The organism is Paenibacillus sp. FSL F4-0236, from assembly GCF_038000135.1.
In the GTDB taxonomy this organism is placed as follows: Bacteria; Bacillota; Bacilli; order Paenibacillales; family Paenibacillaceae; genus Paenibacillus_AQ.
In genome coordinates this window covers 517,377-534,195 of the sequence record NZ_JBBOBK010000001.1, presented here as the reverse complement: position 1 = coordinate 534,195, position 16,819 = coordinate 517,377, and the positions used below count along the sequence as shown (strand labels likewise).

General features: G+C 45.7%; 11 protein-coding genes and 1 other annotated feature. Of the genes, 1 reads left to right on the top strand and 10 read right to left on the bottom strand.

Going from position 1 to position 16,819, the window contains the following annotated elements; translation table 11 throughout:
- The first annotated feature begins 166 nt into the window (after positions 1 to 166).
- Positions 167 to 1,153: a diaminopimelate dehydrogenase gene (locus tag NSQ29_RS02435; protein WP_042191182.1), complete on the top strand. Its 987-nt coding sequence runs from the start codon at positions 167 to 169 to the stop codon at positions 1,151 to 1,153.
- A gap of 93 nt (positions 1,154 to 1,246) precedes the next feature.
- Here NSQ29_RS02435 and NSQ29_RS02430 read toward each other — a convergent pair whose 3' ends face one another.
- The 10 genes from NSQ29_RS02430 to hemB all read right to left on the bottom strand — a co-directional run bounded on the left by NSQ29_RS02430 (position 1,247) and on the right by hemB (position 16,602).
- Positions 1,247 to 2,431: a glycosyltransferase gene (locus NSQ29_RS02430; protein ID WP_341124311.1), complete on the bottom strand. Its 1,185-nt coding sequence runs from the start codon at positions 2,429 to 2,431 to the stop codon at positions 1,247 to 1,249.
- A 336-nt stretch (positions 2,432 to 2,767) separates the two neighbouring features.
- Positions 2,768 to 3,925 carry a GGDEF domain-containing protein gene (locus NSQ29_RS02425; RefSeq protein ID WP_340972457.1) on the bottom strand — a complete coding sequence of 386 codons (1,158 nt, stop codon included), beginning with the start codon at positions 3,923 to 3,925 and terminating at the stop codon, positions 2,768 to 2,770.
- A 36-nt stretch (positions 3,926 to 3,961) separates the two neighbouring features.
- Entirely contained in the window at positions 3,962 to 5,128 is a 1,167-nt protein-coding gene (locus NSQ29_RS02420; RefSeq protein WP_076286490.1) for a GGDEF domain-containing protein, read from the bottom strand.
- 281 nt (positions 5,129 to 5,409) lie between these two features.
- Positions 5,410 to 6,789 carry a UDP-N-acetylmuramate--L-alanine ligase gene (gene murC / locus NSQ29_RS02415; RefSeq protein ID WP_042191191.1) on the bottom strand — a complete coding sequence of 460 codons (1,380 nt, stop codon included), beginning with the start codon at positions 6,787 to 6,789 and terminating at the stop codon, positions 5,410 to 5,412.
- 6 nt (positions 6,790 to 6,795) lie between these two features.
- A complete protein-coding gene (locus tag NSQ29_RS02410) occupies positions 6,796 to 8,172 on the bottom strand; it encodes a bifunctional folylpolyglutamate synthase/dihydrofolate synthase (protein WP_042191194.1) in 1,377 nt (458 codons plus the stop codon).
- 5 nt (positions 8,173 to 8,177) lie between these two features.
- The gene (locus tag NSQ29_RS02405; protein ID WP_076286506.1) at positions 8,178 to 10,814 is read right to left on the bottom strand and encodes a valine--tRNA ligase; all 2,637 of its coding nucleotides are present in this window, start codon (positions 10,812 to 10,814) and stop codon (positions 8,178 to 8,180) included.
- A 155-nt stretch (positions 10,815 to 10,969) separates the two neighbouring features.
- Positions 10,970 to 11,253: a binding site (T-box leader), on the bottom strand.
- Positions 11,254 to 11,595: 342 nt separating this feature from the next.
- Positions 11,596 to 12,966 carry a LysM peptidoglycan-binding domain-containing protein gene (locus tag NSQ29_RS02400; protein WP_341124310.1) on the bottom strand — a complete coding sequence of 457 codons (1,371 nt, stop codon included), beginning with the start codon at positions 12,964 to 12,966 and terminating at the stop codon, positions 11,596 to 11,598.
- A 361-nt stretch (positions 12,967 to 13,327) separates the two neighbouring features.
- On the bottom strand, positions 13,328 to 14,263 hold the full coding sequence (locus tag NSQ29_RS02395; protein WP_339243294.1) for an RluA family pseudouridine synthase: 936 nt from the start codon (positions 14,261 to 14,263) through the stop codon (positions 13,328 to 13,330).
- The gene (hemL, locus tag NSQ29_RS02390) at positions 14,260 to 15,561 is read right to left on the bottom strand and encodes a glutamate-1-semialdehyde 2,1-aminomutase (RefSeq protein WP_341124309.1); all 1,302 of its coding nucleotides are present in this window, start codon (positions 15,559 to 15,561) and stop codon (positions 14,260 to 14,262) included. The genes NSQ29_RS02395 and hemL overlap by 4 nt, the downstream gene beginning before the upstream one ends.
- Positions 15,562 to 15,603: 42 nt before the next feature.
- Positions 15,604 to 16,602 carry a porphobilinogen synthase gene (gene hemB, locus NSQ29_RS02385; protein ID WP_042191201.1) on the bottom strand — a complete coding sequence of 333 codons (999 nt, stop codon included), beginning with the start codon at positions 16,600 to 16,602 and terminating at the stop codon, positions 15,604 to 15,606.
- Positions 16,603 to 16,819 lie beyond the last annotated feature (217 nt).

The following is a 16,819-nucleotide window of genomic DNA, read 5'->3' as shown; positions in this document are numbered from 1 at the left end:
AGAGAGATATGCTATTTTTAAGCCATAGGAATTATGAAAGATTATGCAGATTCAGTTTACATTACATGTACCTTTTATATACTATATAAAAAGAGCTAAAAGTGTGCACTATACTAGGTAAGCTAGAAATGATGCTTTAGTTCACTACTGATTAGGAGGGCTTCTTCTGAAACAAAAAATTCAAGCAGCTATTGTAGGCTACGGAAATTTAGGAAAAGGTGTACGTAAGGCTATCAACCAAAGTGAAGATATCGAGCTAGTTGCGATCTTTACGCGCAGAGAACCTGGACAACTGGAAGCCGGAGAAGCCGGTGTGAAGTTCGAACACATCTCTGCCGTCGAACAATATAAGGGTAAAGTGGATGTTATGATTCTATGCGGAGGATCGGCTACCGATCTGCCAGAACAAACACCAGCCATTGCCCGGATGTTTAATACCGTGGACAGCTTTGATACTCATGCCAAAATCCCCGAGTTCTACGAGACCGTTGACGCCGCAGCTAAACAAGGTGGAACACTCAGCGTAATTTCTACTGGTTGGGATCCAGGCTTATTCTCAATGAATCGTCTGCTCGCTGAAGCTATTCTTCCACAAGGTAAAGAATACACCTTCTGGGGCAAAGGCGTTAGCCAAGGCCACTCCGATGCGATCCGCAGAGTAGATGGAGTTAAAGCTGGTGTACAATATACCGTTCCTGTACAAGAGATTATTGAGGCCATTCGCGCTGGTGAAACACCAGAGCTTACCACTCGTCAAAAACACCTTAGAGAGTGTTTTGTAGTGGCTGAAGCAGGGGCAGATCAAGAACGCATTCGTGCAGAAATCGTGAATATGCCGAACTATTTTGCAGATTATGATACTACGGTTACTTTCATCACTGAAGAAGAATTGGCAGCTCAGCATAGCGGAATTCCGCACGGCGGGTTTGTTATTCGCAGTGGTGTAACAGGGGAAGGTACGAAGCAGATTGTTGAATTCGGCCTGAAGCTGGAGAGCAATCCAGAATTTACAGCTAGTGTTCTCGTGGCCTATGCCAGAGCCGCTCAGCGTATGAGTCAAGAAGGACAGAGTGGAGCGCGTACAGTATTCGATATTCCACTTGGAATGTTGTCTCCGAAATCTCCAGAAGAATTACGCCGCAACCTGCTGTAAAATCATACAAAAATGAAATAACCCGCGTAGGACCCTAAAACGTCCTCGCGGGTTTTTTATATACTGCAGGCAGAGCCTTCTCGGGCGTACCTTTTACACAAGACTAAGAATCTTGTTCTTCACATAATTCACTTCGTAATCCTTCAACAATGTGCGATGCGCCCGATCAGCAATAATCGTTGCCATCTCAGGATTCTTTAACAACGTTATTACGCTAGCAACAACATCAACTGAGGTATTAGCAAGCAAAATATTACGGTTATGCTCACAGTTCAATCGCTCGCATACTATAGAACTAGTAACCACCGGCGTTTTGAGTGCCCATGATTCCAGAATGTTTCTGGAGACTTCACAACCTTCAAGGATCGGCACAAGAACCGCTTTAGCACGACGTATATAATCAGCAGACGGTTTCAAAGGTCCAGTGATAATGACCGATACATCATCCTTTACAAGCGTCAACACATCCGTATGAACCTCATGACCCGTGATGTAACACTTGATATCAGGCACTTGCTCTTTAATCAAAGGGTAGCTTTTCTTAAAGAAGTTTTGAGCAGCCTTAATCCCTTGTCTGGTGTTCATATTCCAGTGCAGAACCATTGAATTTTCTTTTGCAACAGGCTCAGTAAAAACGTCGTATTCATTCATTTTTATGAAATGAGGAACAACATGAACTTTACGGGCATCCGCAAAGGATAGAGATTTGAATGAAAGGGCATCCCATTCCGAGGTTGCCAAGAGTACACCCGTTTTATTCATTAGTCTCCGCTTATTCCGCCGAACCAAAGCCTCATTTAGTTTATAATAAGGATTACTGCTGCTCGGCTTCCCAATTTCTTTTCCAACGGCAAGCCCGCTCTCAAAACGATACGTATCTGTAATAACACTGGCCTCAGGAAGCAGATTACGAACCATATCAATGCAATTTCCCAGCAAGCTATGCGATATAAATACATGTCTGTAATTATTCGATCTACAAAGCTCCAAGATGGTACTCTTCATGTCTTTCTCCGCATGACTCCGATTAGTGAAATTCCGTAATATATGTAAGGGACGCAGCATAGATCTCCACGAGTTAATGCACCCGTTAATGTAATGAACCGTTAGTGCAGTTCCATCATTTGTAGACATATCCTTGTGCGTACTGGCATACGTCAGCAAATCAATATCAAATTTCCCTAGCAAAATCTCGAGAATACTCCCTGTTCTCATTTCTCCTTCTAGATCCTCTGCGCTTTGATTTTGTGCTGAAAGGAACAGCATTCTTTCTCGCATGACTCTGGCTCCTTGAATTTTTTATATAAATCATCTCTACTTATCACTGCAACTTTAGATGCAGTTCAATAGTAACTCATTTCACATAAAATTTTTGTCGATTTATAGGGAAACCTTTAAAATTTTTATATATTTTCATGCTTTATTCGAAAATCATTGCGATAAACCTATATATATCGCTATTTTTTTGAAGATTCAAGCAAAAAAACTTCTTTTCCAGTAATACACGAACATGAATTTTCTATTCCAAAATTTTATACTCGTTAGGTATTCTGAACTATTCCCTATGCAAACAAAAAAGTGTCTTCCTCATCTAATGACGAAAGGAAGACACTTTTATATTTCATAGCTTCTAACAACGCAGTTCCGACCCTTTTTCTTAGCTTGATACAATGCATTATCACAAAGTTTGTAGAGATTATTTAGAGAAAAACGTTCACCCGATTCTATCGTAATGACTCCAATACTTATCGTGTAGTGCAGCGGTACGCCATGAATCATTGAACCTATAACAGCTGTGCGCATTCCTTCAGCAATAACATCACTACTCTTCTCATCGGCTCTGTGCAGGAGCACTGCGAACTCTTCTCCCCCAAATCTTCCGATCAGATCACCATGACCAAGCTGTTGCTCTATTTTAGACGCCAAATCAGTTAGTACTTGGTCACCTGTATTATGGCCGTAATTATCATTTATGCTCTTAAAGTGATCGACATCCAGCAGTAAAAAAGAATAGGGCAGTTTCTTCATCGCTGAAGCAGCTATTAAAGGCCGAGCACGCAAAACGAACGACCTGCGATTCAAAATACCGGTCAACTCATCATAAGTTGCTACCCGCTCCATTTCTGCAAAGGAATCTTCTCTATAAAGCAGCATAATTCCCGCGGTTCCTAGAAACATATACAAATAAATCCCGAGATAAAAAAACAAATAAAGAAATTGTGCAACTTGTGTATTGATTCCTAATACGGAATACAGCGGTTCTAAGGCTCTCCCCGCCAACGACAAGATGACAAGACAATATAGCAGTCCCATTATTATTTGTAGCGAAGTCTCCATGACCTTCAGACATAGTATATAAGCAGGATAGGCTATAATCAGAACTCCAGCCAGACAAGCGACTGGAATAACGAGAGGATCCTTTGGCATCAACAAATACATAAGCACCACAACTAGAATGGATACTCCGAATAATATAGAATAATATCTCTCCACTTTGCTCCCGAATACTCTGAGAAGCATTAGAAGCGCCAAGCTTTCGAGCGTGCCTCCAGCCAAAGCAAGAAGTGCTATGATCGGTAGACTAAGTGGTGTATCTATAAAATCCTTCAGTAATAAGAGGATCAAGGCTGCTAGTTGCAAATATTTTGCTGTGATAAACAATGAAGAAGTCTGTTCCTGCGGATAACGCAAACGATACACCACGATAAGCAGCACCGTGAACGATTGCCACAAAAAGAGACACACCAGCAGTGTCTGGAGATCCAGATGCATATAAGTGAAGTTCACCTCCCCTAGTATTCCTGACTCTCAGTATACATATCGGTATCTGATGACTCTATTTCTTCCCTCTTGTTTGGCCTGATATAATGCCTTGTCGCTTAGCTTGTACAACTTATTTATCGAAATCTCCTGATCTGGCATGATCGTAATTACACCTATACTAACTGTGTACCCCTGTTGAACCTTATTAGTGGAAGTATTCATTATCGCCTCACGAAGCGCTTCAGCTTTCTGGTCGCAGCTCTGCTCATCTACCCCACAGAGTATGACTGCGAATTCCTCGCCCCCTAGTCTGCCAAACAAATCGCCATTTCCGAGATTATCTTTAATCGTCGATGCGAACTCTTCCAGCACAATGTCACCGGTATCATGACCATAAGTATCGTTGACCTGTTTAAAATAATCCAAATCCAATAGCAAAAATGAGAAGTACTCCTGCGCTCGAAATGCCTTTTCAAGCTTTATCTCCGCTTCCTGAAGAAATGCTCCACGGTTTAGGATCCCCGTCAAATCATCATAACTGGCTATTCTTTTTAGTTTGACGAAGGAATGCTCATTTGAGAGAAGAATATAACCGGCAGCCCCTACGATAAATAATAAATACATCCCCAAATAATACAAATATTGCGTGAGATTTGTTGAGAACACATTCATCTCGGGCTCCCAAATCAATGCAACAAGCGCCCGCATCAGCATAATCGCTGCAAATACATAAAATAATACGCCTAATATTTTTTGAAGAGGGGTAGCCTTTTTATTCACAGTTAGATGATAAGCTGGATAAACTATAAATAGTATAGACCAAAGTGAAGTACAAGCGATGCGCAAGTTGGAATGATTAAAAAATAATGCGATGATACTAAAACTAATTATGCTCAATACCGAAAGGATGATGTAATATCGCTTTATTTTTGGCCCCAGTACTCCCATCATCAGCAGTAACGCTGTAATTTCTAGACAGCACCCTCCAAGGATTAGAGCATTGCTAAGCGGAATGGACAACGCATGAGGGAGATAATCCCATAATAAAATCGAACACCAAAAGAGTAGCTGCACTTCCTTTGATCGGATGAACAAGGTGGAGGCTGTATCTTTAACAGCGGTACTTCGATAATTGGTTATAAGCAGTAATATAAATAAATTTCCGAAAATAAACAAATAAATCAGTGTTCTAATTTCAAGCAGGGAGCTCATACGTCACCACCTATGCGAAAATATCCCCACAAAGTGCGGCTTTGCTTCGATGCGTACTCGGGTACTTTGTGGGGATCCCAAATATACGTTGAAAAATCGATCCTCTTCTGACAGCACTATAGCACTTTATAACTATATCAGTAAATACGTTAACAATACCAAAAAAACACTTCCCTCTAAACTCCCTTCAGATAAACACAAGGATTATCTGAACGAAATTTTGGGGAAGTGCTATTGAATAGAGAATATAAATATCCTCGAATTAGCCTCAATTTGCAAACTTAATGCTTCTTCTTCAAACCGTCTGCCAGTGCGTATCCGACCTTCCAGATATCGCCTGCGCCCATCGTAATCACCAGATCACCTGGAGCAATACGAGGTGTCAGATCAGCTAGCACATCTTCTTTGGTTGGCAGATGTCTCGCGCCCGCATTACTGTTCTTAACGATAAGCTCAACCAGCTTCGCAGAAGTAACACCTTCGATTTGTTTCTCTCCAGCCGGAGAGTAAATATCAGTGATGATGACTTCGTCAGCTTCGCTAAAGGCACGGCTGAAAGCATCTAACAGGAAGAAAGTACGTGTATAGCGCTGAGGCTGGAATACCGCAATAATCCGTTTCCCTGTTGCCTTAGCAGCACTGATCGTTGCCTGAATCTCTGTAGGATGATGCGCATAATCATCAATGACCAGAATGTCATTGACTTCTCCGAGCACTTGAAAACGGCGCTTCGCACCATGGAATTTCACAATTGCTTCAGCGATTTTCTCGAAAGAAATCCCTGATTTCAAACAAGCGATTACCGCTGCCATTGAATTATAAAGATTGTACTGTCCGGGAACGGAGAGTTCAATCCGTCCAAGCACTTCTCCATTATGATTCATCGTGTACGATACTTGACGATCGCCTAAAACGATATCAGTGGCAATATAATCCGCAGTGTTCGACTTGATGCCATAAGTAATCACCTTACCTGTTACTTCAGGTAAAAGAGAAATCACATTCTCGTCGTCAGCGCATACTATAGCAGTTCCATCTTCGCGCGTTTGGTTCATGAACTGCACGTATGCAGCCTTAAGACGGTTAAAATCTCCGTCGTAATTTTCTAAGTGATCCGCTTCAACATTCGTAACGATCCCAAGCCAAGGGTGATAGTGCAGGAAAGAGCCATCACTCTCATCCGCTTCCGCTACTACAAACTCACCTTGTCCCGCCTTTGCATTCGTACCTACATTCATAATCTCTCCACCGATAATATACGTTGGATCAACGTCGCACTCTTCCATCACAAGTGCAATCATGGAGGAGGTGGTAGTTTTCCCGTGTGCTCCAGCAACGGCTACCCCTTTACGTTCATTCAATAAACGGGCTAACATTTGCGAACGATGCAGAATTGGAATCTTAAGACGCTCAGCTTCCACCCATTCCACATTATCACTAGACAAAGCCGTAGAGTATACGACTAGATCCGCACCTTTTACTTGTTCTGCTGTATGCCCAATATAAATCTTGGCACCTTTAGCAATCAATTTATCCGTTAATTCTTGGGCAGCCACATCGGAGCCCGTAACTGTATATCCCATTTCTAGCATTACCCGGGCAATCGCGCTCATTCCGTAGCCGCCGATCCCTATAAAATGCACACGTTCAGTAGTATCCAACAGTCGTCACCAGCCTTTTTCAGTATCGGGTTGCTGCAAAAGTGTACCGCGTACGTCAGAGATTAAATACAGCGTACCAGATACGACGGCAAGGTCATCCTCCGCTGTAATCGACTTCAGTAGCTGCAGCGCTTTTCCCCAATTATGTTCTACTATGATTGCCAAGTTTTCCTTGGCATATTTCTCCCGCAGACTTTCTGCGATAACTTGCAGATTCTCCGCGTCCATTTTGTTCTGGAAATCCGGTTCGGTCAGGATGAGCGTATCCACTATAGGCAGTATATGCTTAAAGTAGGATTCATGATGCTTATTTGACAGCATTCCCATAAGTAAATTTAATTTACCGTATTGATAGAGCTGAGGCAGACTTTTTGCAAGACTCTCCGCACCTTCCGGATTATGTGCTCCGTCCAGTACAATCCTTGGAGACTTGCTTACCTCTTCCAGCCTTCCAGCCCAGAATGCGTGGCGCAAACCTTCAAGCACATCTTCATCCTCAAGCATAAAGGCCATATACTGACGCAGAACCTCAAGTACCATCATGGCAGCTGCCGCATTGCTAATCTGGTGCTCGCCTTTCATTACGATCCCAAGTTCAAGCGAACGAAAGGGACCCTTAAAATGAAAAGTCTGCACATCCTCCCGGATTTCATTAGCCTCATAGCTAAAATCTTCTCCGGCAAGATAAAGAGTAGAGCGGCAAGCCGCTGCTTTCTCTTTCAGAACCGCTACGACTTCCGGCTGAGTTACGCAGCTAACAACAGGTACGCCCGTCTTAATAATTCCGGCTTTCTCCATTGCAATCTTCTCTAGCGTATCTCCCAAAATATCCATGTGATCATGACCAACATTAGTAATCACAGAAACAATCGGAGTCACGATGTTCGTTACATCCAGCCTTCCCCCAAGCCCGGTCTCCCATACGACAACATCAGGACAAGAGACGCCCGCAAAAAATAGAATGGCCACAGCTGTAGTTACCTCGAACATCGTAGGTGAGCCAAACTCCGTTTCCGAAATTTCTTGGACTAGTGGACGTAATTGGTTAACCAGCTCGACAAGCGTTTCTTCAGAGATGTCCGTATTATTATATTGGAACCTGTTCGTGAACTTTGTAATATACGGAGATGTAAAGGTGCCTACTGAATAGCCGCTTTGTATAAGTGCACTAGTCAAAAAAGCACAAGTTGAACCTTTGCCGTTCGTACCCGCCACATGAATAAACTTCAGCCGACGGTGCGGATTTCCCAGCTTGTCCATCAACATCTCGATTCTATCTAAACCTGGCCGTATCCCAAAAGGGATTAGGCTCTTGATCCAATCAACCGCTTCGGTGTATGTCGCAAGAGGGGCGGTACTTCCGCCCCGATTTAGGTCATCCATGTCTCTTATCCTCTCAGCTCTGCGATGCGGGCAAGTACTTTCTCACGTTTAGCAGAATAATCTGCCTGCTTCGCCCGTTCCTCTTCGATAACTTTAGCAGGAGCTTTGGCCACGAAGCCTTGATTGCTCAGCTTTTTCTCTACGCGTTCTACTTCGCTGTTCAGCGTCTGTACTTCTTTTTCCAGACGGGCGATTTCTTGTTCAATATCAATGAGTCCCGACAATGGCAGAAGCAGTTCTGCTCCTGTTACTACAGCGGACATTACCTTATCCGGCGTTTCTGGATTCAGTCCAGCTTCGAAGGAAGATGTATTACAGAAGCGTCCAATGTAGTTGTCGTTACGGGTGATAATACTCAGCGTCTCTTCATTACCCGCTTTGATGATCAATTCAACCTTTTTGCTCATCGGTACATTCACTTCAGCCCGGATATTACGAACGGCCCGGATTACATCCATCAGCAGGTTCATTTCCGCTACGGCTTGCGGATTCTCCAGAGCAGCATCATACTCCGGCCATGCAGCCAGCGTAATCGTCTCCCCTTCATGCGGAAGGTGCTGCCAAATTTCTTCCGAAATAAACGGCATAAACGGATGAATCAAGCGCATTGTGCGGTCTAGTACATAGGCAAGTACAGACTGTGTCTTCGCTTTGGCCGCGGCGTCTGATCCGTAAAGTGACAGCTTCGCGAACTCAATATACCAGTCACATAGATCGTCCCAAATGAAGTTGTACAGCTGGCGACCGGTCTCACCGAACTCGTACGAGTCAATTAGACGCGTAATCTCACGAGAAGTTTCGTTCAGACGGTGCAAAATCCAGCGATCAGCAGTACTTAGCTCACCCGAAATGTCAATATTCTCAAAGCTTACGCCTTCCAAATTCATCAACGCGAAGCGTGATGCATTCCAGATCTTATTGGCGAAATTACGTGCCTGCTCAACCTTTTCCCAACGGAAGCGTAGATCCTGTCCAGCTGTACTTCCGGTAGAAATCATGTAACGCATTGCATCTGCGCCATACTTCTCGATTACTTCAAGGGGGTCTACGCCATTCCCGAGTGATTTGGACATTTTTTGACCTTCGGAATCCCGTACCAGACCATGCATCAATACATCTGAGAAAGGTTTTTCTCCGGTAAATTCAAGAGCTGAGAAGATCATCCGCGCTACCCAGAAATAAATAATATCGTAGCCTGTTACGAGCACATCGTTCGGATAGTAGCGTTTGAAATCTGCACTGTTCTCATCTGGCCATCCTAGTGTGGCGAAAGGCCACAGATTAGAGCTAAACCAGGTATCCAGTACATCTTCGTCCTGTTTCAAGTCGGTTAGACCACTGATCCGGCGCGCTTCTTCCTCGTCATTTGCCACAACCAATTCACCAGTAGACTCGGAATACCATGCTGGAATACGATGTCCCCACCACAGCTGACGGGAAATACACCAATCACGTACGTTCTCGATCCAGTTCAGGTAAGTTCTCTCGAAGCGGTCCGGTACAAAGTTAACCCCGTTCCCATCCTTCTGTGCATTGATGGCAGCTTCAGCCAGTGGCTGCATCTTCACGAACCATTGTGTGGACAAGTACGGCTCAACAACCGCTCCAGAGCGTTCACTGTGTCCTACTTGATGCACATGATCTTCGATATTGATCAGCACACCTTGCTCCTTCAGGTCAGCAGTGATAGCCTTACGACATACACTCCGGTCTTGACCTTGGTAAGGTCCTGCTTCTTCATTCATCGTACCGCTCTCATCCATCACGTTAATCTGCGGTAAATTGTGACGTTGACCCATCTCGAAGTCATTCGGATCATGAGCTGGTGTAATCTTAACCGCACCACTACCAAACTCTTTGTCTACATAATCATCAGCGATAATCGGAATCTCACGGCCAATAATCGGCAGGATCAACGTTTTGCCGATCAGATCTTTATAACGATCGTCTTCCGGATGAACAGCAACCGCTGTATCACCCAGCATGGTCTCCGGACGTGTGGTCGCTACTGTAATAAATCCGCTACCGTCTTTGAGCGGGTAACGCAGATGATACAAGTGACCATTAACTTCTTTATATTCAACCTCGATATCCGACAATGCTGTACGAGCCGCCGGGTCCCAGTTGATAATGCGTTTGCCGCGGTAGATCAAGCCTTTATTATAGAGCTTAACGAATACCTCGCGTACAGCTTTCGACAACCCTTCATCCAGGGTAAAACGTTCGCGGGAATAGTCAAGGGAAAGCCCCATCTTAGCCCACTGCTCATGAATGGTGTTCGCATATTTATCTTTCCACTCCCACACCTGCTCCAGAAACTTCTCGCGGCCGAGATCATGTCTAGAAATTCCCTGCTCACGCAGCTTTTGCTCTACCTTTGTCTGCGTTGCGATACCGGCATGGTCCGTACCTGGTAGCCACAACGTATCGAAGCCTTGCATCCGTTTTGTACGAATCAGGATATCCTGAAGCGTAAAATCAAGCGCATGACCAATGTGCAGCATTCCCGTTACGTTTGGCGGCGGGATTACAATGCTGTATGCTTTTGCATCTGGACGCCCGCCTGCACGGAAATATCCACCCTCTGTCCAGTAGGAATACCACTTGGTTTCTGCCGATTTCGGATCATACGTGGTTGGCATTTCATTCTTAGAATCATTTGCAGCGGCAGCATCTGCCGCTGTATCTTGCAAGTTCGGCAACTCTGCCGCTGTTAGATTGTTTTGGTCAGCCATTCTCTGATACCTCCACTTGGTTACTTGTAGTTGGTTTCTAAAAAACAAAAAGACCCCTCGTCTCAAAGGACGAAAGGCCATTCTTTCGCGGTACCACCTTTGTTTCGCGCCAATGAAAAATAAACCTGCACTTCTTTCACCTTACGGTTCAGAAGCTTAGCGCGACACTCGTACAGATAACGGCTGCTACCGGCCACATCCTAACTTATCTTTCATATCCATGAAGACAAGCTCAGAAGGGCGACTCCGGGGCGACTTCGGTGGCTGTATCCTACGGAATGTCACAGCACTTGCATTCCGCTCTCTGAAGGGCTGACCGCCTACTCTTCCCGTTCCCAGTCTTTACTTAGATATTGCTTACTCCATAATACATTTTGAGTCATCCCTAGTCAACCTGAATAGGCTTCTACAGCGGGACTTTAAGCGGAATTTCGACTTATAGCGTGCATATGTCGAATTTTCATTTCGATTCATCACACTGCGTTGATTAGATCCCCCGCATTCTAACGTTCTCCGGTCACACAAGAATAAACGCCTTCGACGTCCTTTTACGGACGGTAAGCGTTTATTTGAGAAATATAAGGATAATGTATAACGTGAAACTTATATATTCTTATATTTGACAAAAATCCCGATCTACTATCAGATCGGGATTCACCTATTCATATGAGTACGCATTTTAATTCAATTACGGAATGTACAACACTTGCCCTTCTTCTACACTCTGCCCAGACAATCGATTATACATTCCCAGCTCCCGCGCACTTAGCTGATACTTCTCTGCGATTGTATCCAGCGTTTCTTCACGCTGCACGATGCAAAGGCGAACCTTACGGAATAGGTTAGCGCCATCTGCTCCAGCAATGAATCTGCTCTTCCACTCCGTATTATTTCCGGCCTCTGGAATGATCGCTGCAGCCGATGCATTTCCTTCAGATAGGAGAGCCTCTTGTTCTTTACGAGAACGACTAGAGCTGAGTAATGAAGAGAAGGTGAGATGTTCTTTGACTGGAGCCTCTGCTTCTTTCTTGCTTCCAAGCGCAATCTTAAGATCTTGTTTCTCCTCGGTATGTGGCACAGTCTCCTGAGAAACTAAGCCTTCGTTCGTATTATCACTGATCGGCTGCGCATTCTCTTCTTGTGCGTGAAGCTCATGGTTTGCCACGTTTTCAGAAGCAAATACAGCGATATCTTGGTCTGCATCAGCAATAGCTGCTGGAACAGCGGTTTCTCTTGAAGCAAAAGTATATTCAGCTTCTTGCTCCTGATCCGCTTGACTCGCCTGGCTAACTTGATCCAGCTGAGTGGCCTCAGCTTCATTCTGTGACTCAGCTTTAAACCAGTAATCCGCTATTCCTGCTTTGGAATCCTCTGTTTGCGAATCCAGACTATGCGTCCGCGCTTTCGCGCCCTTGTCCTTCTCATGAGCGGATGAGAAATTCACTATAGGGGACGAATGACCAGCTCCACTCGAGACCAAAGAGGGCTCTGATGCACCTGCATTCGCTTCAGCATGCTCATGTTCTTCTACGGCAACCTCCGATGCATCCTCGCCAAAGGTCCACTGTGAATTTTCATAAAGTGCATCAGTTTCGTGCTCTTGGTTCTCTGCAGATGCTTCGATTACCCTGTCATCACTGAGAGGGGAATAAGCAACTGTGTACTCTTCCTGCTGCCAGGCCGGTTGTGGTTGAGGCTCCGCACCACCGATTCCCCGCAGTGATAATACGCCTGTTATATTCACTGTGCGCATCGTGAGCAGATCAATATCAAAATTCTCGATCTCCACCCCGATATCTTCAATCGAGCTGACGCGTGTAAGCGGAACAGTGATTTCTACGGGAATAGCATGCTCCAGACGTTGTGTTCGGTCATCTTCACTCCGGTAGAGTCCGGTAAGCAACAGCTGACCATATAACTCGGCACGATCCTCCCGCTGAATCACCTGGATTTCCGGAAGTAGTTCAACCTCCTCCAGCTCAGCTATTCCCGGAAGCTCTTCCGATAGGTGAATGCGTTCATAAATATCAAACCGCAAGCCGTGGGACTGATCAAACACGGGATATGTCCTCCTTCTTGGCATAATCTAACCCTGAGACAGGCCCAGAGCATAAGCCCAAAATGTTACTCCCCACATGTATATGCTTCAAACAGAAAGGCATGACAACTTTGGTGGCACTAACCGGACAGGATGCTATTAATTTCATAAATTCAGGGACCATTCAAACCTATCTGCCGGCCAATAGATGAACTACTCCGCATGAACAAAGTATTATATGCTGCTTTTGCTATTAGGACATAGATAGATGCTTCTTTCTGAAAAAACAGAAAATTATATACCCTACGAAAAAATAGATAAAAAAAGAACCGTAATACCAGCATTTGCTGATACCACGATTCTCAGGTTTATAACGAAGCCGTCAAGGCGCTTCAGACAGCAGCTCCCGCAGCTGAAGCATATCCTCCGGCCACGGATCGCTTACTTCCAGTTGTTCACCGCTCCAAGGGTGGCGGAAAGACAGCAGCTCGCCATGGAGCGCATGTCGGCCGGCGGCACTGGAAGCCCAGACCGGGCCGCCATATAGCGCATCCCCATACAAGGGATGACCCATATGGCTGAGATGGACGCGAATCTGATGCGTCCGTCCGGTCTCCAGCTGCACATGCACCAGGCTCCCGCCATGCAGTGCTTCGCGTCCAATGATTCGAGTCACGGCGGACTGTCCGCCGGGTGAGACTCTTCTCCGCGCCGCATGATGACGATCGCGTCCTATCGGCGCGTCGATCACTTTAAGTGTAGGCGGCACTGTGCCTTCGACGATCGCGGCGTAGAGCCGCGAGATGCTTTTGTCACGCATATTCTCGTCTAGGACAAGCTGTGCGAACTCATTCTTCGCGTACATCACCGGACCTGTTGTATCCTTGTCCAGTCGGTGAATATGCCTTACAGCTACACTATCACCGGAGGCGACATAATGCGCAGCTACAAGATGATCCAGCGTTACACCTAAGCCACTGCCATCCGGATGAACTGCCATGCCTGCCGGCTTGTGCGCAACCAAGCAAAAATCATCCTCATACAACACTTCAAGCTCTTCCCATACTGGTTCAATGCCGGCTTCACGATCCGGAAAAAGTGCCAGTCGCAGTCGATCTCCCTTCCACTGAATGCCCCCCTCGCGGCGCAGACGCAGATGAAGCTTCTCAGGCATACCTACAGTTTCCAGCAGCCACTTATCAATTGCAGCTTCAGAATCCTCGGCTCCTGTAATGATTTTGCCGGGTGTTACTTCCAGCCACTCCCCACGTCTAGTCCAAGCTCCACCACCGGTTCTTTCTCCGGCTCCAATACTCAAAGGGCCTTCAGGGCATTATAGTGGCCCTCAATGGTATCATCAATATCCTGCTCACTATGCGCAGCCGACACGAACATGCCTTCAAACTGTGAAGGTGGCACGCTAATGCCTTGGCTCAGCATATGACCAAAATAACGACGGAATAGATCCGTGTTGCTAGTCTTGGCCGTTTCAAAGTTAGTTACTGGTCCTTCCGTGAAAAACGGACAGACCATCGAGCCCACGCGGTTAATTGTCAGCGGAACACCGGTCTCGATTGCATTCTTTTTCAAGCCTGCCTCCAGACGCGCCCCTAATTGTTCCAGACGATCATAAACTTCCGATGTCAGTAGCTGCAGCGTAGTGAGTCCTGCCGCCATCGCTAATGGATTACCACTAAGTGTGCCAGCCTGATAGATCGGTCCCGTAGGAGCGATTTGCTCCATAATCTCTCTTTTGCCGCCATAAGCGCCGACTGGAAGTCCTCCACCGATAACTTTGCCGAAGCAGGTAATATCCGGAGTAATGTTGAACAAGCCTTGAGCACAGCCACGATTGACACGGAAGCCTGTCATTACCTCATCAAAGATAAGCAAAGATCCATGGTCTGAAGTTAACTTGCGAAGTCCTTCCAGAAATCCCGGAAGTGGTGGTACAACACCCATGTTGCCGGCAATCGGCTCTACGATCACTGCGGCAATCTCACTGCCAAAACGTTCGAAAGCAATCTGAGTGGACTCCAAATCATTGTATGGAACTGTAATCGTATTTACTGCCACACCTTCGGGAACACCTGGGCTGTCCGGCAGACCTAATGTGGCTACACCGGAACCCGCTTTAATAAGCAGACTATCCGCGTGACCATGGTAGGATCCTTCGAATTTCAAAATTTTACTGCGTCCTGTATAACCACGTGCCAAACGAATCGCACTCATCGTCGCTTCCGTTCCGGAGTTAACCATACGTACGATATCTACAGAGGCTACACGTTCGACAACCGTTTTTGCCATTTCAGTTTCAAGTAAAGTTGGTGCACCAAAGCTTGTCCCTTTTACCGCCGTCTCCTGCAATGCCTTTACAACCTCAGGATGCGCATGACCCATAATCAGCGGTCCCCATGAGCATACATAGTCGATAAAGCTGTTGCCGTCGATATCATAAATACGCGATCCGATCCCATGATCCACATAAATCGGAGTCAAGCCTACGGATTTGAACGCCCTTACAGGGCTGTTCACCCCACCGGGAATATATTGTTTTGCTTCATCAAAAGCCTTGCGGGACGCTTCCTCTTTACGCGCCATTGGCTCATTACTCATCTATCTTCACTCCTATTCTGTTCTTGGTCACACAGGTATAGATTAACCACGCAGCCAGCGCGCAGCATCTTTTGCAAAATAAGTAATAATAATATCCGCTCCGGCCCGTTTCATGCCAGTCAGCATTTCCAGCACAACGGCTTGCTCGTCAATCCAGCCTTGCAGCGCTGCTGCTTTTACCATGGAATATTCGCCACTCACATTGTAAGCCACGAGAGGTAAATCGAACTGGTCGCGGATCGTACGAATCACGTCCAAGTAAGCCAGAGCTGGCTTCACCATTAACATATCTGCACCTTCCAGCACATCGGATTCTGCTTCACGGAGCGCTTCGCGCAGATTGGCAGGGTCCATTTGATACGTTTTGCGATTTCCGAACTGTGGTGCTGAATCCGCAGCTTCGCGGAAAGGGCCATAAAATGCCGAAGCATATTTGACCGAATACGACATAATCGGCACATGCTCAAAGCCATTCTCATCTAGTCCCGCACGAATCGCGTGTACGAATCCATCCATCATATTCGAAGGGGCGATAATATCTGCTCCAGCTTTAGCTTGAGATACCGCCGTACGGGTCAAAAGCTCTAGCGATGCATCGTTGATGACATCACCGTGTACCACACCATTTACCGTATGCGTATGCACCATCCCGCAATGTCCGTGATCCGTAAATTCACAAAGGCAGGTATCTGCAACGACCAACAGCTCAGGGTACCACTGCTTGATCAAGCGAGTAGCCTCTTGCACAATTCCATCCTCTGCGAAACCGGAAGAACCGATTGCATCCTTCGTTTCAGGAATCCCGAATAACAGTACAGCCGGAATGCCTAGTGCGGCAATCTCGTCCACTTCTGCTTTTAAAGTATCCAGCGAAAAATGGTACACGCCCGGCATCGAGCTAATCTCATTCTTCACACCTGTTCCATAAGTCACAAATATAGGCTGTACAAAATCCAGCACATTCAGTACTGTCTCCCGCACCATACCACGAATTCCAGCAGAACCGCGTAGACGACGGTGACGTGTAATTGGAAAGCTCATTTGTTCATCCTCCTGAAAATAAAATATATAGACACAACGGACATTTATAGTTTGCCCGTCTAACTGCCAGTTAGTTAACAATCTGATTTCATTGCAGAATGTGCAATAGAAAAGACTTAGAATTGAAATTGATTCTTAATTTAAGAGATTCTATTGTACAAACTACAACCAGTCTAAGATTACTTATATTAATAGGGCTATAGCTCACCTATTTCTA